The following is a 21,268-nucleotide window of genomic DNA, read 5'->3' as shown; positions in this document are numbered from 1 at the left end:
CTGGAGCGGTCTATAGCCTTGCCTAACATAGGTTAAATTGCGGCTGGGCTCTGCATTTTAAGCAAGTTTGCGTATACAATAGCGTAATATTTTGAACCCTTAGCCACAGGATGCCCCATGCCTTGGATCCAACTCCGTGTAAATACCAATAGCGATGATGCTGAAACCATTAGTGATTTACTGATGGAAGCCGGCTCAGTCTCTATTACCTTTGAAGATGGTAAAGACACACCGATTTTTGAACCTAAACTGGGTGAAACCCCGCTATGGCGTGATACCGTGGTTGTGGCGTTATTCGATGCAGAAACTGACCTAACACCAACCATAGCCATGCTAAAAACCTTACCTTTCCTCGGTGAAAACTTCAGCCACAAGGTAGAGCAAATCGAAGATAAAGACTGGGTACGCGAATGGATGGATAACTTCCACCCTATTCTCTTCGGCACACGTTTATGGATCTGCCCAAGCTGGCGCGAAATCCCTGATCCAACCGCAGTAAATGTGATCCTCGATCCCGGTCTTGCCTTTGGCACTGGCACACACCCCACTACGGCACTGTGTTTAGAGTGGTTAGATAGCTTAGATTTACGTGATGAAGAAGTCATCGATTTTGGCTGTGGCTCTGGCATTTTAGCCGTAGCGGCACTAAAACTGGGCGCGAAAAAAGTTACCGGTATTGATATCGACTATCAAGCCATTGACGCCTCACGCGCCAATGCTGAGCGTAATGATGTCGCAGACAAGCTGGCACTCTACTTACCAGAAGATCAGCCCGCTGATCTTAAGGCCGATGTGCTAGTCGCGAACATACTGGCAGGCCCACTGCGCGAATTGGCGCCTTTAATCGCCGAACGCGTTAAAAGTGGTGGTAAATTGGCCCTTTCTGGTCTGCTAAAAGAACAAGCCCAAGAAGTCTCTGACTTTTATAGCCAATGGTTCGATATGGACGAAGCGGCTCACAAAGAAGATTGGAGTCGCTTGACAGGCACGCGCAAATAGCGCTAAAGGGTGGCGCAACGTGCGCCACCGTTGACTTCCCACAATATAGCCTCTGACTTCTTGACGATTAAATGTCAAGAAATAAAATTGCCTCTAGGTCATTTATTGACCTTTGCATCGCCAACAAAAAGGGCTACTATAGCGCCCCTTTGAAGAGCAAGGTGAAACATAAAATGCAGATTGGACCCTATCAACTGAAAAATCAGCTGATCGTGGCACCAATGGCAGGTGTCACCGACCAAGCCTTTCGTAATCTTTGTCTTCGTTATGGCGCTGCCTTAGCGGTTTCTGAGATGCTTTCATCCAATCCCGATGTTTGGGATACGGATAAAAGCCGCCAGCGCATGACGCATTCTGGTGAAGAAGGTATTCGCTCAGTGCAAATAGCCGGAGCCGATCCTGATTTAATGGCGCAAGCTGCGTTGTTCAATGTTGAACAAGGCGCTCACATCATTGATATCAATATGGGTTGCCCCGCAAAAAAAGTGAATAAAAAGCTGGCTGGCTCAGCGCTGATGCAAAACCCGCCGCTGGTAAAAGAAATTTTACAAGCCGTGGTCGCCGCAGTGAATGTACCCGTCACGTTAAAGATTCGCACCGGTTGGGAGCCAGAACACAAGAATGGTGTTCAAATCGCCCAGATTGCAGAGGATTGTGGCATCGCTTCGCTCGCCGTTCACGGCCGCACGAGGCAATGTATGTACAGAGGCAATGCCGAGTACGACACCATTAAAGCAATTAAACAGAATGTCTCGATTCCTGTCGTCGCCAATGGGGATATCGACAGTCCGGAAAAAGCCCGCTTTGTGCTGGAATACACCGGTGCCGATGCCTTGATGATAGGACGGGGTGCTCAAGGACGACCTTGGATTTTCAGAGAAATCCAGCACTACTTGGAAACGGGTAATAAGCTAGCGCCCATTGAGGTTGCCGAACAGCGTCAAGTGATGCTGGAACACCTCACCAAACTGTATGATTTGTATGGTGAATATAAGGGTATCCGCTTCGCCAGAAAACATATGGGATGGTACCTAGACCAAGAAGTTCAGCGCCAATTTAGGGCTGACTTTAATCGGCTGGAAACCGCTGCAGAACAGTATTCCCTCGTGGAATGTTATTTTGATGAATTAGTACAGAATTAATAAAGAGCAGAATAGAATGTTTGATCAGACAACTAACACAGAAGTTCACCAGCTTACCGTTGGCAAAATTGAAACCGCAAACGGCACTATCAAGCCCCAGTTATTACGTGATGCGGTCAAACGTGCCGTAACTAACTTCTTCGCACAGTTGGACGGTCAGGAAGCACAAGAAGTTTATGAAATGGTATTAAGCGAAGTGGAAGCACCTCTGCTAGACATCATCATGCAACACACTCGTGGCAACCAAACCCGCGCAGCAAACATGCTAGGTATCAACCGTGGTACTCTGCGTAAAAAATTAAAGAAATACGGCATGAATTAATCCGCAAGGATTAAGCTGTTGTATTGAAGAAGAAAAAGCCTGAAGTAATTCAGGCTTTTTTGCTATTTGATACGCACATATTTACACAACTATTTACACCGTCATCTACATCAGCAATGCCCTGCTCAATTACGCCATAAGCTATACCGCCAATAACACTCACTAGATTAAGCCGTTAGCTACGCCATCAAAATATCGCTTTTAAATAGAGTTAAATACCACTGTTACCGTGCCACTGAAAAGAGGCCCATCAACTCATCTACAAATAGCGATTACCTCACGATTGTTACAACACCTAACTGATGGTGGCTAAGTATTAAATTGCGACGTAATTAACACTTTATAGAGATAGAAATACGCTTTGCTTGCTTACCCATTAAGATGCAAATAACATGCATGTAAATAAATTGCCGTGTTGGAGCGTTTCTATGTCATCTGCTAATGCATCATCTGAGTTGTTCGTCTATGAAGAATCATCTAAATCTCAATCTTGGTTAGATAGAAAAGTCGGAGAACTAGTCGTCGAAGATTTCCGTCGTGCCCATGTATTTAGTCAATTTGGTATCGATTTTTGTTGCGGCGGTGGCAAATTATTATCTGTCGCCTGTGAACGCGCTGGCGCTGATACTAAAGCCGTTATAGCAGCATTAAACTCTGCATCCCTTACTAACGGTAAAGAAGATGAGTCGAATCATTTGCCGCTTGCAGAATTGATTGATTTTATCGAATCAACCCATCATCAATACATACGCGCCAAAGGGCCTTTGTTGATTGAATACTCAGAAAAAATGGTGAGAGCTCATGGTAAAGAGCATGACGAAATTATTCCTTTCGCAGGTTTAGTACGCGCGTTAATTGAAGACTTAATGCCGCATTTAATGAAGGAAGAAAAAATATTATTTCCTGCCATTCGCGCACTCAGCCAAGGTGAGCAAGTGAACGGCTGTTTTGGGCATATCAGCAATCCAATTAATGCTATGCAGCATGAGCATGAGGAAGCTGGGGCCATTTTGGAACAACTACATCAATTAACCAACGACTTTACGCCACCACCACACGCCTGCACTACATGGCGCGTTTGTTATGCCACACTTGCAGAGTTTGAGGCTGACTTACACAGGCATATTCATTTAGAAAGTAATATTTTATTCCCTAAAGCACTCGTTCTAGCGCAATAAAATTGATAACGAGAAATGGATAAGCACATTTTTGTGGTTATCCATACTCTCAACTTTGCTTTAGATAACCACTACAGGATAATTATCGATACGGCTCCTTCTGATCTATAGCCGTAATTCACAGTTCTAATACATAAAATAAATGATGTTTGAAGCACTTAATGTAAAAGAAAAAAATACACTACTAAGAAAAAAGAACTGAGAGCTCCGATAACAACGGGATAAATAAGATAGGCATCCTGTGACCTTGCTGCACGTATATAACATAATTGAGCAAGAAAATAATTGTAGGTAAACATCATCATTAAAATAATAACGCCATTACTAAAACGTAGTGTATTCATATTAAGAGAGATGACAGCAAGTAACAGCAAATTCAGCAGAATAAGATAAAGAAAGACTTTTTGCAGTTTATCTGAGCCGTTACGATTAACAGATGCAGCCATTACATGCCCCTATGTTTTCGCCCGTAATTTAATCGCATCGACCAATCGTTGGACATCAATATTGTTATCTGATATCCAGCGAGCGCCTAAAAACTTTAATAGCCCCTTAACCGGTTGTTCTCGAGTCACTTCACATAACACACGAATATCATCAAGTTCGATATAGAATGTCATTCCAATCGTGAGAGCTTCATTGCTCAAAATACCTACACCACTAATACTCACGTCTTTTATATTAGCGGTGCCAAATGAAGTAAAAACGAACCAACGAGTCGTAGATAAATTAACGGTTAAACCGTCACAAGCTAATGCCAATGGCGACCTTTTATTATGCCTCAGACTAAATCGCTGGTGAATTCGACGATTATCAAATTCAATATGTTGGTAGTCTGCAGCAAATTCATCCTCACCATTTGAATGCAAAAACTCTTCATGCAGATTCATAGTCATCCCTAACAAATGAGTTTAACTAATTTAACGAGTTAATCACTGCCTGCTGCGTAATTTCATTTACTGTAATACTCTTTTGGGTCGCATGCTCTGGCGGGCCAATCATACCTCTTAATAGCTGCTCTGCGGAAGAGGTTAAAATTAACGCTTCTATACGACGATTTGCCGCTGCTGCAGTATCAGTCGTGATATAAGGGATTTGATCTGCCATTCCGGTGACTTGAATGACTTGGTCGCGTTTTACACCACCACGTTCAAGTACTCTACGCGCCAATAAAGCCCTTTCACTCGACAACTCCCAATTGGTAAACAAATCTCCCGCATAGGGCGTCGAATCAGTATGCCCAGAAATAACCATACTATTAGTAATCAGCTTTAAAAGAGGCCCCAAAGATAACAGTAATTCCTCAAAATAAGGCTGCATTTTTGCACTACCGCGGGTAAACATAAATTGGTTAACATTGTCATGAATTAAAATACGGATCCCTTGGGGGACAACAGTCACAGCGATATTATCGGCCATACTTGAGCTTTGTACGACTTTATCTAGCTCTCGAGCTAATACCGTTAATTGTGCTTGAGTATCAAACTGTCCAGAGATCAATGCCCCTTCTTCGTGCCCTTCAGACTCCCCGCCTCGAAATGTAGGTTGAGAAGGAATGATAGGCGGCGCTAGGGACGTAGTATTACTCTCTAAATCAATCATAGAAGATGACTGACTTAGTTCGAATGGATTGATTGGCCCCGAAGGATTCATATCGCCACGCAGATACTGCACTATCATAGTACGTTCTTTTTGGTCAGCAATCTGCATAATCCACAGCACCATAAACAATGCCATCATTGCAAGAGTAAAGTCAGCAAAAGCGACTTTCCACGCGCCACCATGACCATGATTACGCTTGCCGCGTTTACGCCGCTTAATAATAACTGGCTCATTGTTGTGGAGCATCAGCTTTTTTGTCCTTCCATCCAACGTTCCAGTTCAATAAATGAAGGACGGTTTTCACTTTGTATTTGTTTTCGTCCCGCATCAATCGCCATCATTGGAGGCTTACCTTTTGAAAAGGTCACTAATATTGCTGCAATACAACGTAGTTGGGCCGACTTGCGGTCAACTAAATGCTCTAGTGCCTTTGACATGGGATCAAAAAAACAATAACAGGCAAAAATACCAATAAATGTTCCCACTAATGCTGCGGCAACTTTAACGCCAATCATAGTAATTGGACCGTCGATATTAGACATAGTAATAATAATACCGAGCACTGCGGCTAAAATACCAAAACCAGGCATCGCTTCGCCCACTTTACTAAATGCTTCAGATGGCCGTAATCGGTCCTCCTCAATACGATGGATTTCCTCTTCTAATATGTGCTCTAAATCATGGGGAGATATTTTACCTATCGATTGCACGCGCAAATTATCGATTAAGAATTGTAGAACATGTGGCTGAGCAAGCATTGCTGGATACATGAGAAAAATAGAACTCTGTGTCGGGTTCTCTAAATGTTCATCAAGCACTTTTAGACCCTGTGATTGGATCTGCGCCATTAATATTCCCATTAAAGGAAATAGTTGGGGATAGAATTCGGGATCTTCCTTACCTTTCTGAAACAATTCTTTTAATTGCTCAAACATTTCTTTCAAAACAGATTGTGGATTAGCAATAATTAATGCCCCCACGCCAGCACCCGCAATGATTAAAATCTCAGCAGGTTGCCATAATGCAGCTAAAGCACCGCCAGCCCAAACATATCCACCAAATACAGATGCTAAAATAATTAACAGCCCAACTAGTTTACTCATTACGATCTTCTCACTTTTAAACTTTAGCGCTGCAATATTGTTTTTAACTGTGAAATAGCTGATTTATGCAATTGGCAAATACGCGTTTCTGTTAATCCCAATGCCATCGCAATTTCTTTTAAATTCAGTTCATGATGATAGTAAAGCGACAGAATTAGCTGTTCTCTTTCATTTAATTTCGAAATAACTTTCATCAGGGTTTTTTTGATGAGTAATTGTTCAACATCATTACTTCTATCTACGGGCTGCTCACCGCCCAACAACAGCTCGTCCAAACTTTTCATCGACTCAGACTGTGTTGAATATAAGCGTTCTCGATATTCTTCGGCGCCCAGCCCTAACGCGCTAGCAACCTCAGCATCACTGGGTTCACGCCCCATTTCTCGGCTCAAACGTCTAACAACATCATTGAGCTCGTGGGCTTGTTGCCTTACGGGCCTTGGACGCCAATCTTGGCGCCTCAACTCATCCAATATCGCACCGCGAATACGCTGCCCGGCAAAAGAAATAAATCCATTATCCAGCTCGCCAGGGTAACGACGAGACGACTCCAGCAAGGCCATCATGCCTATTTGCTCCATATCCTCGAGCGCCAACATAACGCCGCAATGGCTGCGCATTTGCGATACGACACGTTTAATCAATGGTAAATATTGCCGAATAATCTGTTGTTCAGATTGGCGTTCATCGACTGGATAGTCAGAGGCTTGTTGGTATGCCAGTTGGCCTGCTGTCGTCATAATGGTTACTGAATAACCATACGGGTAAAAAGCACTTCGTCGATATCCGATGGCAACTGATTATCTGATAGCACTTTTATCATTAATATCAATGCCTCGGCCTGCAGACTATCGAGTTGATCGAGACTATTTAACTCCGCAAATGTTTTGCGTGAAAACATTTTCATCATTGCGTTACGCAGCAATGCATCTGAGTCAACTAAAACCGTTTGCATACCGGGATTACGGCTTTTTAATGACATTTCTAACAACATATAATGCGGATATTTATCCCCAGGGATCGAGATAACAAACTTTTCTAGTGGGTAATATTTCGGCACAGGTACAGGCTCGACTTCCGGTTCAGAAGCGAACAATTTTGTTAACGTCCAATCCGCATTATTACTTCCAACCCAAAAGGCGCCCGCGGTAGAACTAATCAGTACCAGTACAGCAACGATAATTTTTACTAACTGAGATTTTGCAATTGCCATGAAACGACTCCGGCGTTAAGCCAACAAATCTAATTGAGATTTCTCTCTATGTGCTGTATCCACTACTTGTTCAGCTGTAGTTTCTGCTGCAATTGATGAGGAAAATAGCGCAGTTTCCTGCTGCTTTTGTTGTGCATCCCCTTGGCCAATATCAACGTCTATTTGGCCGCCATGGTCCATCGCTAAATCAACTCTAAGGCGTTCTAATCCGTTGAGTAAAGCATCACGAATGGCTGGGTTTACCGCATGCATTTGTACCTGTAAACGGTCGCCCTCTAAGCGAATATTAAGCTCTATCTTCCCTAACTCGGGCGGATCTAGTCTTAATTCAGCCCGTTTAATATGCTGATCGACTTGAAAACGAAGGTGTTCTCTTAAGGGAGTTAGGATCTCCTGCGTTTGCTGTGCCAAGGGAGCTGCAGGCGTTAACGATACCGGCCCCCATTGCGTTGTACTTGCCGCTTGCGGCGCCGCAGCTTGGGGTAATCCAATGGCATTAATATCCTTCACTTCATGTCCTCTAAATTCGGAGAAAACACGTTGAAATAACGAGGGATCTGATTTAAGCAGCGGTGCATCGTCATTAAAAGAAGCCAACATAAAGTCGGGTGAAAATGTGCTACTGGTTTTTGATGACTCTGTATTAATGCTCGTAGTCTGAGGAATTCCTCCCGCTAGCATTGTCGATGAAGTCATTGCAGATGCTTGCCCTAAAGCAAATCCTGCACCTAAGGCTTCTCTTGGAGTCTCAGTGCTCGTTGGCAACATAAAAGACGTAAAGTTTTGCACCGTAGGCACTAGATTAACCGTTTTAGTTGCAGTAATAGCGGCAGCCGTCAAAGGCAACGTTCCTGTGGAGTGACTTGTGGCAGTTAAGCTACTTGGGGCAGTTAAGCTGCTTGCGGTAGCCAAGCCACTGATCGTAGTTAAGCTATTTTCAGCATCAAGGTTTATACTATCAGCCCCCATAACGGCGCGATTCAATAACGACAACGGCAGGCTTTGCGATGCTGTGGCAAAAGATATACCACCTAACATATCAACTGTAACCGCTTGGTTTAGAAGGGTGTCATTGTCGCCAGCCCCATCAAAAACACAGTGCTCAGCCGTTGGGTTACACTGTACTTCCTCTAAAGGTTTTTGAGTCGAGGCCGAATCAACAGCAAGTGCGACAGAGGTAAATGACGCAGATTTATCCTGATCAACTGCACTTGTTACTTTAGCTGTCGAGTGGGTATTTGCCCCCACTGGACGAGTTGAAAGAAGATCAGCGATCATCCAAAGCTCCACTCACTTGCGTTAATTGATAGGCCGCTAAGCCTGCTTGTTGTTCCTTAAAACGGCTCATCTCTGTCGCTAATTCATCACGAGCTAATATCAACTCTTGTAGCACTTGAGCATGAATACACTTTAATGCGTCGCGAGCAGATTGTTGCTCGGTATCGTTAGTCTTGCCTGCTTGTTGCAGCGCTTTGACCAAAGCGATATTCACTTTTCGGACGTTGTCCCAATCTTGAGTATCTGCATATTGGCGTAAAGCACTGCCAAAACGCGCCCACTGTTTAATTGAGATTGGTCCATCCTTCTCTAACATTCGTTATTACCTGAGTTACGGGCACCAAAGCTTCAGCACTGTTTTCCACACTGGCGCTCACCAGTTGTCGGCTACAAAAGTCATAAAGACGATGTAAACTCAGCGCCACTTCACCGCCATTTTCAAGGTCGAGCATCGAATCCAAGCCATGTACTATGTTAAGGCACTTATGAATACTCATCCCTTTGGCTTCAAAGCGTTGATATTCCATATGGCCAGCAGCTCGTTCTAGTTCTTCCAATAAGCCTTCAAGTAACATACGTACCATATCGTGGGGCGTTGCCGCAGCGACTTGTGCATCTAACGCCGTTTGTTTATAAGCATTAAATGGATCGTACTCGTTTAACATTGATGATAATTTCCTAGTTAAATAACCCGCTCGCTGCACTAAATTGATTAATCGTCGCTTCCATTGCCGTAAATTGCGTCAAATAAATCTGATATCGCTGAGTCATTTGATAATTGTGACGGTCCATACTGTCATTCACACTTTTAATTTGTTTGTTTATGGTTTCTTGTTTGGTATCAATATAGCCATTGAACTGTGTAAACGGTTTTAAAGTTTTTTCTATGTTACTGATATAACTATCTTTACCAGTAAACATTGCCTGTACTTTTTCGGGATCCGCTTTAAAACTATCAGTCAGTTTCGCATCGTCAATTTTAAGCTTGCCATCACGGCCCATCTCAATACCAATATCAGATAAACGCATGCCGTTTGGTGCACTGGCAAATACTGAATCACGCAACTTAGTCTGTAATAAACGAATCGAAGTATCACCTTTCAACACACCAATCTGCGCTTGACTGACTGCAGGTGTTTTATCGTCTTTATCTTTATCCGCGGTGTCACTGCCGGAGGTACTCACGCCTACAGAGCGAGTCAATTGATTGATTTGTGTCATTAAAGAATTAAAAGAATCGACAAAATCTTTAACCGCTGTCTTATTGGCTTCAAAATCTTCAGTCACTTTAATCATGCTGCTTTCGCCAGCTGCATGTACTTTGACTAATTCAAGACTCACGCCATCAACTACGTTTTCTAGGTAGTTGCTACTGCTGGTAATACTAATACCGTTTAACGTTAACTGTGCATCTTGCGCGGCGCGGCGTTCTGTCATGCCCCAATCGGCACCATCAAACTGCACTTGCAGCTTATTCGCTACGCCAGATTCCTTTGACGACAGCATAAATTCGATTTGATTACCGGTGCGCACCAATGATGCTTGTACGCCAGTATCACCCGCTTGCTTATTGATAACATCGCGTAGCTGCGATACGGAAATAGCCGCGCCACCATTAATCGTTGCTAAATCAATTTCTAAACGCTTTGCCGGGTCACTGCCTACTTGAATGCTAATGACGCCAGTTGCGGGTAGCATTTCGTTTTCAGTGGCGTAGGTTTTAGTCAGCTGATGCGCTTGTGCCAACTTCTGCACACTTAAATCGTAGTTACCTTTAGGTGCATCAGATTTCACTGTGGCAGTGGCATTATCACCCGACACAGTCGCCATTTTACCATTGGTGGCACCACCCATTTCACTGAGCTTAGTGGCCATCTTCTTCATGTTGGTTTCAAGCAACGTATAGGCATCTAGCTGTGTTTTGCTGGTCGTTAGTTTGCCTTTATAAAGCGTATCTTTACCCGCACGGTCTGCGCCAACCAATTGCTGAGCAAATTGTGCCGCACTCATACCTGAAATCATAACTACCTCCAATAAATTGAAAAGCAAAACACATGCCAAAATTAATTAGTTGTTTTTAAACAACATTTAATCTGCGACATGGTTAGCGTGAGCAATGCGCTTCCGTAGAAAGCTATTAAACGGAAACCTGCCTTCCACTGTGAAATGCTAAATCGCAACGTAGAGCTGCTGAGCTTAAGTGTTTTTAAAGCAATATAATAAAAATGCCAGTCAGCTTAGCTCACTGGCATTCACACTCATATTGGCTAGCTTAATGAGCGGCATTAAAAAGCTATATCAGCTTAGTGAAGACGCTCGCTAACATGAGCTTTAATTAACGTAACAGACCCATGACTAAACCCGTATTCTGGTTAGCAGAAGCCAGTACTGTCGTACCCGCTTGAACCAGTAATTGGTTGCGTGTCATGTTGGCAGACTCAACAGCAAAATCAGCATCCATAATACGGCCAGCTGCGGCTTTGGTATTTTCAGTTATGCTAGTAAGGTTAGAGGCGGTATGACCAAGACGGTTAATGTTGGCACCTAAATCTGAACGTGCAGTACCCACAGCTTTAAGAAGTGTATCAACTTCATCAAGTGCTAATCTTGCGTTAGCGCCCGTATCTAATTTAACAGTAGTTGCTATTGCTGCTGGAGTATCGAATTTAACCTCAAGTGTCTCGGTCTTATCAGAACCAATTTGGAAAGTAACACCTTTAGCAGTAGCTAGTTCTGTAAACAAGTCATTACCCGCATAGGTAGTTTTGCCTAAGATACGAGTGACTTCTAAACTTAGCTCCTGAAATTCCGCATCCAAAGCTGTCATATCATCAGTTGAGTTAACCCCGTTCGCTGCTTGTGTGGCTAATTCTTTTTGACGGTTAGCAATGGTATTTATTTCTTCTAAGGCGCCATCTGCCGTTTGCAACATAGAAGTCGCATCAGAAATGTTACGAGAGGCTGTTTCCATGCCACGCACGTTGGCATTCATGCGGTTAGCAATTTGTAGACCTGCAGCATCATCAGATGCACTGTTGATACGCAGACCAGTAGATAAACGCTCCATAGCGTTGGTCAGTAGGTTGTTACTTTTGTTAACGGCACCTTGTGCAACGATTGACGCGTAGTTTGTGTGAACACCTAACATATTAATTCTCCAAAAATATTAAATAACTTGATTAGACCTGATTACAGGGATAACTAATTAAAGCGGCAGCTTCTGCTGATAACTGAAACGATATTTGAAAAAATATGTCATTTGCCCAACTAAATATAAAACTGAGCATAAAGCTTTAAAGCAAAATGTTAAATAAGCTCGTAAAAACAGTTACTAATGATTATGAACACTCGTTTAACCACCGATACAAAAATGCCAGTGGACTTAGCCCACTGGCATCAAGATGCAATATGCCACTTCAATAATAACAATGCGCTTAGATTATTGCGCAGTCGCGCAATAACCACTCACACCAACAAGGCGCTTACCTGTTCACGGTTTGCATTGCTTTGTGCTAGTAGCGAGATCATTTGGTAAGCAAAAGGCGTAGGTTGCATAAATTTATGCAAATACTGCAAATCTTCTTTCGGCAGACTGACAGCATTTAATTGCTTAGCCTTTGCGAGCAATAATCGATGCGAGGCTTGAATAGCTTCGATTTGCAGTGCAATTTTTTTAGCCACTTTGGCTATTTTAGCGAGTGTTATTTTTAACATATCAATATCAGTGAAGCGCCACTCGCGCGGATCTTGCCAGCTAAAGATTTCTTCTAGATGAATATTACGTGGCTCACCTGCGGGCAAGCGTTGCCCTTCACCCACCATTAATATGCCTTTATTAAGCGCTAACCAGCGCTCTGATGTCACACTGAATACCGTTTCATGGCTAATGGAGTGATCAATACTTATCTCTAGTTGCGCTAAAACAGGCTCAATAACCTGCTGTAGTGCTAAGCGATTTTGATTAGCGGGTAAGTATAAATGCAGTGTTTTTTTAGGCCCATAAAGGGTGATGTGCTCATCACGGTTTTTGCTGGCTGTTAAGTCAACCCGCCTAAATCTGAACTGGTGAGTGGTAGCCGGTTGTGACACTGAAACTAAGTTAAAATGATGATCTAATAATATTTTACCTTGGTAAGTCGGTTGAATTTGCAGTAACTCTTGTCGATATTGCTCTGCCTGTTCAATCGCTTCTGTTGGCGTAGCCGTTTTATTAAACAGGCAGCTTTGCAGTTGTCGATGCAACAAACTCAGCAACTCTTTCGCGCTGAGTAAACTCTTTAATACGACTTGTGAGGCACTGATATTGTGCTGTTCTTGCGTCACTTTAGCCCAGCGCCCATAGGTTTCTAACCTATGTTTGGGAATGGGCCGCGCTTTTGCGTCGCCACGGGGTGAAACAGCAAGTGGCGCCACATAATGTGATGTGACGGTTTGGCTTTGACGTAATTGAGTGAGTGACTCTCCAATCCCTTTAATCATTTTACTGCTACCTAGATGACTTACATATGATTAAAAAGGGACAGCTGGCTAATCTGTACAAATGTTTGCTGGGTGATCTTTAAGGCGGTTAACTTGACATTAAACTCAGCAGTCGCCGCGGCATAATCCAACTCCTGCGTTTCACCAATCACTTGCTTACTAAAAAGTATCATTTCTTCATGGGAGCTTTTTACTAGTGACAGGTTATTTTGTTTACCACCAAAATCCGTGATGGCTGCACCGATACTGTCTAAGGTCTCGTTCAAAGTCGTTTGCATTGCCCCTGCCGCAGTACTAAAAGCGCCGTCAGTAGGTGATAAACTGGGATCTTTTAATACGGTAATATAATCCATCGCTTGATTTAAAATATCTTGGCTCGCATTGGAAAATAGCACAGCTTCAGCAGTGACATTAGCCGTCGTCCACGAAGAGCTAGAGGTTTGTACACTGCGTTGGCTGGCATCACCTTGGTAAATATATTTGCCGCTAGCATCTTTAACTACTGGAACTTTATCAACGGCATTACCTGAAAATAGATAATTACCTGATTCATCTTGGGCATTAATATTATCAACCAACCCCTTTAATAGCTCTTCCATTTCAGAGGCATAGGCTTTTCTATCCTCTGCAGAAAGATTTGAACTATTGGTTGCAATACTGATTTCTCGCATCCGGTGCTGAGTCTCAACCATGCTAGATAAATAAGTTTCAGAGCGCCCCATGCTGGTGCTTAACGCATCAATATTTTTAACATATTGATTAACTAGCGCCAGATCTCGCTGATTATCCATCACCCTAACCACACCAATAGGGTCATCTGATGGGGCTAGGATTGATACTCTTTTTGACATCATTTGATTCAAACGTGCCACATCATAGGTAGTATTTTGTAAGCTGTTTAAATTATTGGTATATAAATTTTGCATGGTAACGCGCATAAATAAAATCCTTAAAAGCTACTTAGCATAACTTGAAACAGCTGATCCGCAGTAGAAATCACTTTGGCATTTGCCATATATGACTGCTGATAAATAATCAGGTTAATTCCCTCTTCATCGGGGCTAACGCCACTGGTACTGGCCCATTGGGATTGCGCATCATTTTGTAAATCAATACTGGTTTTAGCAAAAGAAATAGCTTGGCGTGATGCTGAACCTAATTGACCTACCTTGCTCGAAAACGATTCAGAGAAACTAGTGTTGCTACCTAAGCTGGTAAAATTAAGTTCTTTACTCGCAAGTTGGACTAAATCTTTAAGATTCGTGTTATCCCCTTGGCTACCATCTTTACCAAAGGCCAATTTGTCAGGCGTAAACCCAGCCGTTATAGATAAACTTCCGCCAGGATTATTTGCATCAAAAGTAAATAAATCTTGCGTGGGCGTTGCCCCATTTAAATCCGTACCGGCAGCCAGAATAGTATTAAACTCAGTCGCAAGCATAACGGCTAGCTCATCAATATAGGCTTGAGAGCCTTCCAGTTGAGTATCACGATAGTTAAGCAGTGCACCCAAACTTCCACCCGCTGCCATATCAACAGTAAACTGACTCTGACCAAAGGTAATCGATACCAGATTATTTTTAGGATTGGTAGGATCGGGAGCGCTGGTAAGCTTAGCCGCTGTATTGCCGGTTAATAATGGTTCGCCCCTAGCCAAAGAGATATTCACCATACCCTGACTATCTTCAACCACGCGAATATCGACAATGGCAGCTAAGGCATCAATCGCCGCATCTCGGCCATCTTGTAGCGCTGGCGGGATAGTCCCTGTGACACTTGCCGCTTGAATATCGCGGTTAAAGTTGGCGATAATCGCCAGCTGCGAGGTCACTTCTTTTGCAGACGCGCCTAATTGGCCATTAATTTGGCTACGTTGTGAGTCGATGTTGTCGTTAATGGCATTCACTCTTTGCGTGAGCGCTTTAGCCTCATTAAGCACACCTTGTCGATAGGCAATAAGGTTTGGTTGCTCCATGGAGGAGTTTAATGCCGCAAATAATTGATCTAACCCTTGTGATACATTATTGCCTTCGGCGCCAAATACCTGCTCAGCTTGACGTAAATAACTGCTCTGCACTTTAGAAAAACCAACCGCACTCGTGGTTTGCCATAATTGAGCGACTTCATACTGATCAGAAATTCGGCGTACGCCATCAACAAAAACGCCTGCGCCACCACCGTAAGCTCCGCCACCGACCGAACTTAACATCACTTGTTGGCGTGAATAGCCATCAACCATAGCAGTAGCAACATTATTTGAAGTCGCATTCAATGCGGCCATACTTGCCAGCAGGCCAGACTTACCAATGTTCAACATGCTCATTTAAAATCCTTGCCGATGGGCCGCAAAATAAGTGCTGGCTGCATCGCTGTAGTTGTCATCTGTTGAGGATCAAAGGCGACCGGATCTTTAGCTGACTGAAATGAGCGTGATAATTGCTTAGTCATTACCTCAGCTAAACCCATGCCGTTAACTTTACTCAATCGACTCGCGAGCTCTGCATCGTGAAGGTCTTGGTATATGCCGTCATTACTTTTAGAGGTTAAAGGGCTATCTTCATCGGACATAGCGTCGGTGGCCGAGCGCATTTGTTTCAGTACCGTCTGTAAGAATTGTGCCTCAAACTGTTGGCTCACTAATTTAAGTGCGCCCTGCTCGCCGTTGGCTTTAATCAGATCTTCGGCATTAAGTTTATTTAAATAGCCGCCAGTATTTTCAACTTTCATTAGATCACCACCAAATCAGCTTCTAAGGAACCCGCTTCTGCTAACGCTTCTAGAATCGCCATCAAATCCATTGGGGTTGCGCCTAAACTATTTACCGCCCTCACAATGGCTTCTATTGAGGTCCCTTCAGGCCAGACAAACATACGTTTATTACCTTGTTCAACCATGACTTGACTGTCATTTGTCACTACGGTTTGACCTGCGGCATTGCCTAAATAAGCCCCATTTGGTTGGCTTACATTTTGCTGTTCTACGATTGTGACCGTCAAATTGCCGTGGCTCACAGCAGCTTTACGCACAACTACATCGCCACCCAGTACAACGGTTCCGGTGCGGCTATTAAACACGATCCGAGGTGAACGTCGACCTTGATCGATTTTCAGCTCTTCAAGCATTGACATGAACGTCACACGTTCACGATTTGATTTTGGTGCATGGATCAACACTTTTGCATGGTCTTGTGCACGGGCAATATCTGGCCCAAATAACTCATTTACGGCTCGTTCTATATTGCGGGCGGTTTTAAAGTTAGGATCTTTGAGGTTTAAAATAATGTCTTCGTTGTCACTAAAGTTACTTTTTATGTGGGCTTCAAGTAGAGCGCCATTAGGAATAGTGCCTACAGTGGGGACATTGACAGTGACTGACGAGCCATTACGCCCCGACGCTGAAATACCGCCCACAACTAAGTTTCCCTGCGCAACGGCGTAAACTTCACCATCAACAGCACGTAAAGGCGTCATCAGTAAAGTACCGCCCTGTAAGCTTTTAGCATCACCCAGTGATGACACTGTCACATCTAAAGACTGCCCAGGACTTGCCAGCGAGGTAATAGTGGCATGCACAGCAACGGCTGCAACGTTCTTTAGCTTAGGATCGGTTTTATCATCAATTTGCACGCCAAATTGCTTAAGCATGTTAACCACTGACTGGCTGGTAAATTTAACTTGAGAGCGATCTCCTGTACCATTTAAGCCCACAACTAAGCCATAACCCACGAGCTGGTTGTCTCGTAGACCTTGCACATCAACAATATCCATTAAATAACGGCTTTGATTTTGCTCTTGGGCTTGTAGGGAACAGCTAGCCAAAAGTAACAATAATAAACAACGTAGCATCAAAAAATCCTTGGCTAAAGCGGGAACCATGGGCTGTTAAAATAACGAGAAGCCCACCCCATAGCGTTACTGTCGGCAATAGCGCCTTGTCCACCGTAAATAATTCTGGCATCGGCAATACGTTGAGATGAGATAGTGTTGTCGTTACCAATATCATCGGTACGTATTATCCCAAGCAGACGTAAATACTCATCACCTTGATTCAAGCGCAACCATTTTTCACCACGGATCAATACCGTACCATTAGGTAATACCTTAGAAACCGTGACCGTAATTGAGCCTGATAACTGGTTTTGCTGAGTACTTGAGCCAGCACCATTAAACCCACGTGAAAAAGAGGTTTTACCATCCGCTTTAGTACTATTGTCACCAAAGTTGCCCGCAAGACCCAAACCCATATCACTCTCTTTATTGGTTTTGGTGTCAGCTTTTTTGCTCGAGTAGGTTTTTTCATCTAATGCGACAGTTAAAATATCGCCTTCACGATAAGCACGTTTATCCTTAAATAACGTCAGCATAAAACCCGGACGATATACGCTGCCGTCTTTCGCATCTGGCAAACTGTAGTCAATCTCAGGTGGTGCCCATTCTTTAGTCCCAGGCTTAGTCTCTGAAGGTGGAATATGAGACATGCAACCGGATAAAAATACAAAACATAAAAGCCATAACCAACGCATTATTGCCTCTCTATAACGATTGATTAAGGAATTTGAGCATGTCATCGGAGGCTGAAACGACCTTTGCATTCATCTCGTACGCTCTTTGCGTAGAAATCATTTCAACCATTTCTTCAACCACGTTCACGTTTGCGCCTTCGAGCGCGCCTTGGCGTAAAGCGCCTAAGGCTTGATCGCCTGCCACACCTTCAACCGCAACACCCGAGGCTGCTGTTTCACGATAAAGGTTATCACCACGCGCTTCCAATCCGGCTGGGTTGGTAAAGTTAATCAGTGTAATTTGACCTAAATCTTGAGGATCTGCCTCACCCGCCATTTTTGCAGTCACCACACCGTCGCTTGCAATGGTCACGGTTAATGCATCTTCAGGGATGACAATATTAGGCACTAAAGGCAAGCCCTGAGACGTCACCATCATACCTTCGCTACTGCGATAGAATTGACCATCACGGGTATAAGCCAGATCACCACTTGGTTCCTCTACTTGAAAAAAACCATGGCCTTCAATCGCTAAATCTAATTGCTGACTGGTGTTTTGCATATCACCAGTGGTGAATATTTTTTGCGTGCCGACAACGCGTGTACCCGCACCTAACTGTAATCCTGATGGCAGGGTATTTAAGGCGTCAACCTGCCCACCGGGCTGGCGTTGGACCTGATAGAAAAGATCGTTAAACGCAACACGGTCACGTTTAAAACCAGTGGTATTAACGTTTGCCAAGTTGTTGGCAATCGTAGTCATTTTAGTATCTTGTGCTGCGAGACCGGTTTTACTCACCCATAAAGCTGATTGCATACCAATAATCCTTAAACATTGCCAAGCAGACGATTACCAGACTCAGCTAATTTTTCTGCACTTTTCATTAATTTAACTTGAATTTCAAATTGACGACTTAAATCCATGGATGCAATAAGCTCAGACACTGCTTGCACATTACTCGACTCAAGGAAACCACTATCAACCAAAACATCTTCATTCTGCGCCATGACTTGACCATCACGGCTATAGAGCAAGCCATCAGGGCCTTTTTGCATTAACGCTAAATCTGGATTGACGAGCTTTAATCGACCCACTTCCTCAATAATTCCACCTTCTGAAGGTAAAATACTGACGGTACCATCCTCACCAATGAAGAGATCTTTATGCTCAGGTAACTGCATAGGACCATCGATACCTAATACCTGCCGACCATCAACCGTTAACATCCCCTCGGCATTGGTGACCATAGCACCTGAGCGGGTATACGCTTCACCGCCATCGACTGCGACGCTAAATAAACCCCGATCTCGAATCGCTAAATCCAACGTACGGCCAGTAGGATTAAGCACCCCACTTTGATGACTGAAACCACTGTTTTCTGTCTGCGCCATGACCCGCGTATTCAAGCTATTACCTTGAGCGGCTAAAGGCACCGCATTCACGCGCTCAAGATCGGCTTTAAAGCCTGCGGTATCAGCATTAGCTAAGTTGTTAGCACGAATACTTTGCGCTTCAAGAATACGAACAGCGCCGCTAGCGGCGGTATAAAGCATCTTATCCATATTAATGCCCCTGCTTAAATCGCATTCAGTAGTGCTTGCTGCATGGTAGAGTTAACATCAAGCACTTTGGCGTTAGATTGATAATTACGCTGTGCTGTCATGAGGTTAACCATTTCGGCCGTTGTATCCACGTTCGAGCCTTCTAAATATCCGCCCGTAACTGTGCCCATAGTGCCGGTTGCTGGTGCGCCCGTAATTGCTTGACCAGCGGTATTAGTGGCAACCCACGCATTATTACTCACCGCTGATAAACCGTTTGGATTACTGAAGTTTGCAAGCACTACCTGACCTTGTAATTGGTCTTGGCCGTTAGTATATGTGCCATAAAGCATGCCGTTATCATCTAAACGCACACCTTTTAACTCACCAGAGGTGTAACCATCTTGAGATAAACTAGAGTTGTTATATTTAGCCGCATACTGGGTGCTTTTATCAAAATCGATATCAAATTTCAGATTGGTGGCACCATTTGACAACGTGAGGTCGAGTGATTGCTTAGTGGTAGCTGGATTTAACACACCATTGGTATCGAATGTCAGTTGAGTGGTATCTGGCAGGACAGCACCATCAAGGGTGTAGTTTACCGTCCATTCATTAGCCGCTGTTTTGACATAATATTGAGTCACAACGTGTTCTGCACCCAATGAGTCATACACGCTACTGGTTCCAATAGAATGGTAAGTATTAATATCTTTAGGATCAAAAGCGACGGCGATAGGTTCAACTCTCGCATCTAAGTTAGAAACCAAGCCGACTTTAGTGGTTGATTTAGCAGGTAATGAACCCGTCCGCACCTGTAAATCACCCACATTACCCGCTTGTAATTGTCCCGTTGCATTAACAGAATAACCCTGTAAACGACTACCGACTGGGTCAGTAATAAAGCCTTCGCTGTCTTTGTGGAACATCCCTGCTCTGGCGTACATAGCGCCGCCATCCGATCCTTTTAGCACAAAAAAGCCTTCGCCTTGAATACCCATATCCAGCTGACGGCCGGTATAAGTTAAGCTACCACCTTGAGAGAAGTTCTGCGTTGTTGACATCACGCCAACACCACCGGCCTGACCGCCGTTATAAATAGAAGCAAACTCACTGCGACCACCACGAAAACCATTAGTTGATGCGTTGGCAATATTGTTACTAATGGTATTGAGGTCTTGGGTTGTCGCCTGCAATCCACTTAAAGCTATGTTAAATGACATGTTAATATCCTATAAAAATAAGTTACGAAACTTCAGAAATATTCAGTACCGAGACAACGCCCACGCCATGGCCCATTTCGGCCATCATCATGCCTGATGCACTCGAAAAGTGGATTCTCTCTATGGGAGCCTTAATATACGTTGGCGCAACGAGCGTATTCTCACCCACTGTTGCTTTGGCTTTTAGCTCATATTTTCCAGCCGTTAAGCCAAATGCTTGCGGGTCAACGGTAAAGCGAATATCGCCCACACCTTGAGCGCCCAGTTGTATTGTGTGAACCACTTGACCTTGTGCATCCACAATATCCAAATCTAATGCTTCTACGGCGTTTTCTAGATAAATCTTGCCCTCGACGGCTTCATTATCGAGCTGAAGTTCAGACACTGGCACCATAGCGTTCTTGCCGATTAATGATGCTGATTGCACGATCCCCAAATTCTCCATCATGATCATTTGGTTCGATTGGTTTGCACGCATCCCTTCTAAGCTTTCGACCTGCGAGAATTGCGCTAACTGTGAAATATATTCGGCACTATTAAGCGGCTTAGTGGGGTCTTGATTCTTAATTTGCGCAATCATTAACGTCATAAATTCGTTCTTTAATGATGCTGCATCATTAGCGGGAGCATTTAATGCACCTGCTGGATTCTGAACGGCATTGGTACCAGTGCGAGGCAATTCCATG

Annotated in this window: 25 protein-coding genes; 4 read left to right on the top strand and 21 right to left on the bottom strand. The window is 43.8% G+C overall.

From position 1 onward, the window contains the following. Nucleotides 1-117 precede the first annotated feature (117 nt). From prmA to ric, 4 genes are all read left to right on the top strand, one after another. A complete protein-coding gene (prmA, locus tag ACRN9H_RS07885) occupies nt 118-999 on the top strand; it encodes a 50S ribosomal protein L11 methyltransferase (protein ID WP_076498904.1) in 882 nt (293 codons plus the stop codon). Nucleotides 1,000-1,172: 173 nt separating this feature from the next. Further along, nucleotides 1,173-2,141, top strand: a complete 969-nt coding sequence (gene dusB / locus ACRN9H_RS07880; RefSeq protein WP_432313197.1) for a tRNA dihydrouridine synthase DusB — start codon at nt 1,173-1,175, stop codon at nt 2,139-2,141. Nucleotides 2,142-2,157: 16 nt separating this feature from the next. Then, nucleotides 2,158-2,463 (top strand): DNA-binding transcriptional regulator Fis, encoded by a 306-nt coding sequence (gene fis / locus ACRN9H_RS07875; RefSeq protein WP_006083371.1) that lies wholly within the window; start codon nt 2,158-2,160, stop codon nt 2,461-2,463. A gap of 428 nt (nt 2,464-2,891) precedes the next feature. Then, nucleotides 2,892-3,641: an iron-sulfur cluster repair di-iron protein gene (gene ric, locus ACRN9H_RS07870; protein ID WP_432313196.1), complete on the top strand. Its 750-nt coding sequence runs from the start codon at nt 2,892-2,894 to the stop codon at nt 3,639-3,641. A gap of 158 nt (nt 3,642-3,799) precedes the next feature. Here the strand turns inward: ric and ACRN9H_RS07865 are convergent, their stop codons facing one another. From ACRN9H_RS07865 to ACRN9H_RS07765, 21 genes are all read right to left on the bottom strand, one after another. Further along, the gene (locus tag ACRN9H_RS07865; protein WP_432313195.1) at nt 3,800-4,087 is read right to left on the bottom strand and encodes a hypothetical protein; all 288 of its coding nucleotides are present in this window, start codon (nt 4,085-4,087) and stop codon (nt 3,800-3,802) included. A 9-nt stretch (nt 4,088-4,096) separates the two neighbouring features. Continuing rightward, nucleotides 4,097-4,531: a pilus assembly protein PilZ gene (locus tag ACRN9H_RS07860; RefSeq protein WP_432313194.1), complete on the bottom strand. Its 435-nt coding sequence runs from the start codon at nt 4,529-4,531 to the stop codon at nt 4,097-4,099. A 25-nt stretch (nt 4,532-4,556) separates the two neighbouring features. After that, nucleotides 4,557-5,489 carry a flagellar motor protein MotB gene (locus tag ACRN9H_RS07855; protein ID WP_432313193.1) on the bottom strand — a complete coding sequence of 311 codons (933 nt, stop codon included), beginning with the start codon at nt 5,487-5,489 and terminating at the stop codon, nt 4,557-4,559. Next, nucleotides 5,489-6,346 carry a flagellar motor stator protein MotA gene (gene motA, locus ACRN9H_RS07850; RefSeq protein WP_432313192.1) on the bottom strand — a complete coding sequence of 286 codons (858 nt, stop codon included), beginning with the start codon at nt 6,344-6,346 and terminating at the stop codon, nt 5,489-5,491. The genes ACRN9H_RS07855 and motA overlap by 1 nt, the downstream gene beginning before the upstream one ends. A gap of 23 nt (nt 6,347-6,369) precedes the next feature. Beyond that, nucleotides 6,370-7,086 (bottom strand): RNA polymerase sigma factor FliA, encoded by a 717-nt coding sequence (locus ACRN9H_RS07845; protein ID WP_076498919.1) that lies wholly within the window; start codon nt 7,084-7,086, stop codon nt 6,370-6,372. A 5-nt stretch (nt 7,087-7,091) separates the two neighbouring features. Further along, entirely contained in the window at nt 7,092-7,559 is a 468-nt protein-coding gene (locus ACRN9H_RS07840) for a flagellar basal body-associated FliL family protein (protein WP_432313191.1), read from the bottom strand. Nucleotides 7,560-7,574: 15 nt separating this feature from the next. Continuing rightward, the gene (locus ACRN9H_RS07835; RefSeq protein WP_432313190.1) at nt 7,575-8,837 is read right to left on the bottom strand and encodes a flagellar hook-length control protein FliK; all 1,263 of its coding nucleotides are present in this window, start codon (nt 8,835-8,837) and stop codon (nt 7,575-7,577) included. Next, nucleotides 8,827-9,153 (bottom strand): hypothetical protein, encoded by a 327-nt coding sequence (locus tag ACRN9H_RS07830; RefSeq protein WP_432313189.1) that lies wholly within the window; start codon nt 9,151-9,153, stop codon nt 8,827-8,829. Before ACRN9H_RS07830 ends, ACRN9H_RS07835 begins: the two co-directional genes overlap by 11 nt. Further along, nucleotides 9,122-9,502 carry a flagellar export chaperone FliS gene (gene fliS, locus ACRN9H_RS07825; RefSeq protein ID WP_432305936.1) on the bottom strand — a complete coding sequence of 127 codons (381 nt, stop codon included), beginning with the start codon at nt 9,500-9,502 and terminating at the stop codon, nt 9,122-9,124. Before fliS ends, ACRN9H_RS07830 begins: the two co-directional genes overlap by 32 nt. A 13-nt stretch (nt 9,503-9,515) precedes the next feature. Continuing rightward, nucleotides 9,516-10,859, bottom strand: a complete 1,344-nt coding sequence (gene fliD, locus ACRN9H_RS07820) for a flagellar filament capping protein FliD (RefSeq protein WP_432313188.1) — start codon at nt 10,857-10,859, stop codon at nt 9,516-9,518. A gap of 313 nt (nt 10,860-11,172) precedes the next feature. Then, nucleotides 11,173-11,985, bottom strand: a complete 813-nt coding sequence (locus tag ACRN9H_RS07815) for a flagellin (RefSeq protein WP_432313187.1) — start codon at nt 11,983-11,985, stop codon at nt 11,173-11,175. Between the two features lie 317 nt (nt 11,986-12,302). After that, on the bottom strand, nt 12,303-13,316 hold the full coding sequence (locus tag ACRN9H_RS07810) for a hypothetical protein (protein ID WP_432313186.1): 1,014 nt from the start codon (nt 13,314-13,316) through the stop codon (nt 12,303-12,305). 20 nt (nt 13,317-13,336) lie between these two features. Next, the gene (gene flgL, locus ACRN9H_RS07805) at nt 13,337-14,254 is read right to left on the bottom strand and encodes a flagellar hook-associated protein FlgL (protein ID WP_432313185.1); all 918 of its coding nucleotides are present in this window, start codon (nt 14,252-14,254) and stop codon (nt 13,337-13,339) included. Between the two features lie 11 nt (nt 14,255-14,265). After that, a complete protein-coding gene (flgK, locus tag ACRN9H_RS07800; protein WP_432313184.1) occupies nt 14,266-15,639 on the bottom strand; it encodes a flagellar hook-associated protein FlgK in 1,374 nt (457 codons plus the stop codon). After that, entirely contained in the window at nt 15,636-16,043 is a 408-nt protein-coding gene (locus ACRN9H_RS07795) for a rod-binding protein (protein ID WP_076498945.1), read from the bottom strand. The genes flgK and ACRN9H_RS07795 overlap by 4 nt, the downstream gene beginning before the upstream one ends. After that, nucleotides 16,043-17,161: a flagellar basal body P-ring protein FlgI gene (locus ACRN9H_RS07790; protein WP_432313183.1), complete on the bottom strand. Its 1,119-nt coding sequence runs from the start codon at nt 17,159-17,161 to the stop codon at nt 16,043-16,045. The genes ACRN9H_RS07795 and ACRN9H_RS07790 overlap by 1 nt, the downstream gene beginning before the upstream one ends. Before the next feature lie 14 nt (nt 17,162-17,175). Beyond that, nucleotides 17,176-17,838 carry a flagellar basal body L-ring protein FlgH gene (flgH, locus tag ACRN9H_RS07785; RefSeq protein ID WP_432305928.1) on the bottom strand — a complete coding sequence of 221 codons (663 nt, stop codon included), beginning with the start codon at nt 17,836-17,838 and terminating at the stop codon, nt 17,176-17,178. A gap of 10 nt (nt 17,839-17,848) precedes the next feature. Next, the gene (flgG, locus tag ACRN9H_RS07780) at nt 17,849-18,634 is read right to left on the bottom strand and encodes a flagellar basal-body rod protein FlgG (RefSeq protein WP_432305927.1); all 786 of its coding nucleotides are present in this window, start codon (nt 18,632-18,634) and stop codon (nt 17,849-17,851) included. 11 nt (nt 18,635-18,645) lie between these two features. Continuing rightward, entirely contained in the window at nt 18,646-19,380 is a 735-nt protein-coding gene (locus ACRN9H_RS07775; RefSeq protein WP_432305926.1) for a flagellar basal body rod protein FlgF, read from the bottom strand. Between the two features lie 14 nt (nt 19,381-19,394). Then, on the bottom strand, nt 19,395-20,582 hold the full coding sequence (flgE, locus tag ACRN9H_RS07770; RefSeq protein ID WP_432313182.1) for a flagellar hook protein FlgE: 1,188 nt from the start codon (nt 20,580-20,582) through the stop codon (nt 19,395-19,397). A gap of 22 nt (nt 20,583-20,604) precedes the next feature. Further along, nucleotides 20,605-21,267 carry a flagellar hook assembly protein FlgD gene (locus tag ACRN9H_RS07765; protein ID WP_432313181.1) on the bottom strand — a complete coding sequence of 221 codons (663 nt, stop codon included), beginning with the start codon at nt 21,265-21,267 and terminating at the stop codon, nt 20,605-20,607. Between the last annotated feature and the right edge of the window lies 1 nt (nt 21,268).

It is taken from the genome of Shewanella sp. MF08487, assembly GCF_050848685.1.
Lineage (GTDB): Bacteria > Pseudomonadota > Gammaproteobacteria > Enterobacterales > Shewanellaceae > Shewanella > Shewanella glacialipiscicola.
The sequence above is the reverse complement of the archived record's forward strand: the minus strand, read 5'-3'. Positions and strand labels throughout refer to the sequence as shown.

Excerpts from the sequence above, each read along its gene's own strand:
- prmA (WP_076498904.1), top strand. The coding sequence starts at position 118 with ATGCCTTGGATCCAACTCCGTGTAAATACCAATAGCGATGATGCTGAA.
- dusB (WP_432313197.1), top strand. The coding sequence starts at position 1,173 with ATGCAGATTGGACCCTATCAACTGAAAAATCAGCTGATCGTGGCACCA.
- fis (WP_006083371.1), top strand. The coding sequence starts at position 2,158 with ATGTTTGATCAGACAACTAACACAGAAGTTCACCAGCTTACCGTTGGC.
- ric (WP_432313196.1), top strand. The coding sequence starts at position 2,892 with ATGTCATCTGCTAATGCATCATCTGAGTTGTTCGTCTATGAAGAATCA.
- ACRN9H_RS07865 (WP_432313195.1), bottom strand. The coding sequence starts at position 4,087 with ATGGCTGCATCTGTTAATCGTAACGGCTCAGATAAACTGCAAAAAGTC.
- ACRN9H_RS07860 (WP_432313194.1), bottom strand. The coding sequence starts at position 4,531 with ATGAATCTGCATGAAGAGTTTTTGCATTCAAATGGTGAGGATGAATTT.
- ACRN9H_RS07855 (WP_432313193.1), bottom strand. The coding sequence starts at position 5,489 with ATGCTCCACAACAATGAGCCAGTTATTATTAAGCGGCGTAAACGCGGC.
- motA (WP_432313192.1), bottom strand. The coding sequence starts at position 6,346 with ATGAGTAAACTAGTTGGGCTGTTAATTATTTTAGCATCTGTATTTGGT.
- ACRN9H_RS07845 (WP_076498919.1), bottom strand. The coding sequence starts at position 7,086 with ATGACGACAGCAGGCCAACTGGCATACCAACAAGCCTCTGACTATCCA.
- ACRN9H_RS07840 (WP_432313191.1), bottom strand. The coding sequence starts at position 7,559 with ATGGCAATTGCAAAATCTCAGTTAGTAAAAATTATCGTTGCTGTACTG.
- ACRN9H_RS07835 (WP_432313190.1), bottom strand. The coding sequence starts at position 8,837 with ATGATCGCTGATCTTCTTTCAACTCGTCCAGTGGGGGCAAATACCCAC.
- ACRN9H_RS07830 (WP_432313189.1), bottom strand. The coding sequence starts at position 9,153 with ATGTTAGAGAAGGATGGACCAATCTCAATTAAACAGTGGGCGCGTTTT.
- fliS (WP_432305936.1), bottom strand. The coding sequence starts at position 9,502 with ATGTTAAACGAGTACGATCCATTTAATGCTTATAAACAAACGGCGTTA.
- fliD (WP_432313188.1), bottom strand. The coding sequence starts at position 10,859 with ATGATTTCAGGTATGAGTGCGGCACAATTTGCTCAGCAATTGGTTGGC.
- ACRN9H_RS07815 (WP_432313187.1), bottom strand. The coding sequence starts at position 11,985 with ATGTTAGGTGTTCACACAAACTACGCGTCAATCGTTGCACAAGGTGCC.
- ACRN9H_RS07810 (WP_432313186.1), bottom strand. The coding sequence starts at position 13,316 with ATGATTAAAGGGATTGGAGAGTCACTCACTCAATTACGTCAAAGCCAA.
- flgL (WP_432313185.1), bottom strand. The coding sequence starts at position 14,254 with ATGCGCGTTACCATGCAAAATTTATATACCAATAATTTAAACAGCTTA.
- flgK (WP_432313184.1), bottom strand. The coding sequence starts at position 15,639 with ATGAGCATGTTGAACATTGGTAAGTCTGGCCTGCTGGCAAGTATGGCC.
- ACRN9H_RS07795 (WP_076498945.1), bottom strand. The coding sequence starts at position 16,043 with ATGAAAGTTGAAAATACTGGCGGCTATTTAAATAAACTTAATGCCGAA.
- ACRN9H_RS07790 (WP_432313183.1), bottom strand. The coding sequence starts at position 17,161 with ATGCTACGTTGTTTATTATTGTTACTTTTGGCTAGCTGTTCCCTACAA.
- flgH (WP_432305928.1), bottom strand. The coding sequence starts at position 17,838 with ATGCGTTGGTTATGGCTTTTATGTTTTGTATTTTTATCCGGTTGCATG.
- flgG (WP_432305927.1), bottom strand. The coding sequence starts at position 18,634 with ATGCAATCAGCTTTATGGGTGAGTAAAACCGGTCTCGCAGCACAAGAT.
- ACRN9H_RS07775 (WP_432305926.1), bottom strand. The coding sequence starts at position 19,380 with ATGGATAAGATGCTTTATACCGCCGCTAGCGGCGCTGTTCGTATTCTT.
- flgE (WP_432313182.1), bottom strand. The coding sequence starts at position 20,582 with ATGTCATTTAACATAGCTTTAAGTGGATTGCAGGCGACAACCCAAGAC.
- ACRN9H_RS07765 (WP_432313181.1), bottom strand. The coding sequence starts at position 21,267 with ATGGAATTGCCTCGCACTGGTACCAATGCCGTTCAGAATCCAGCAGGT.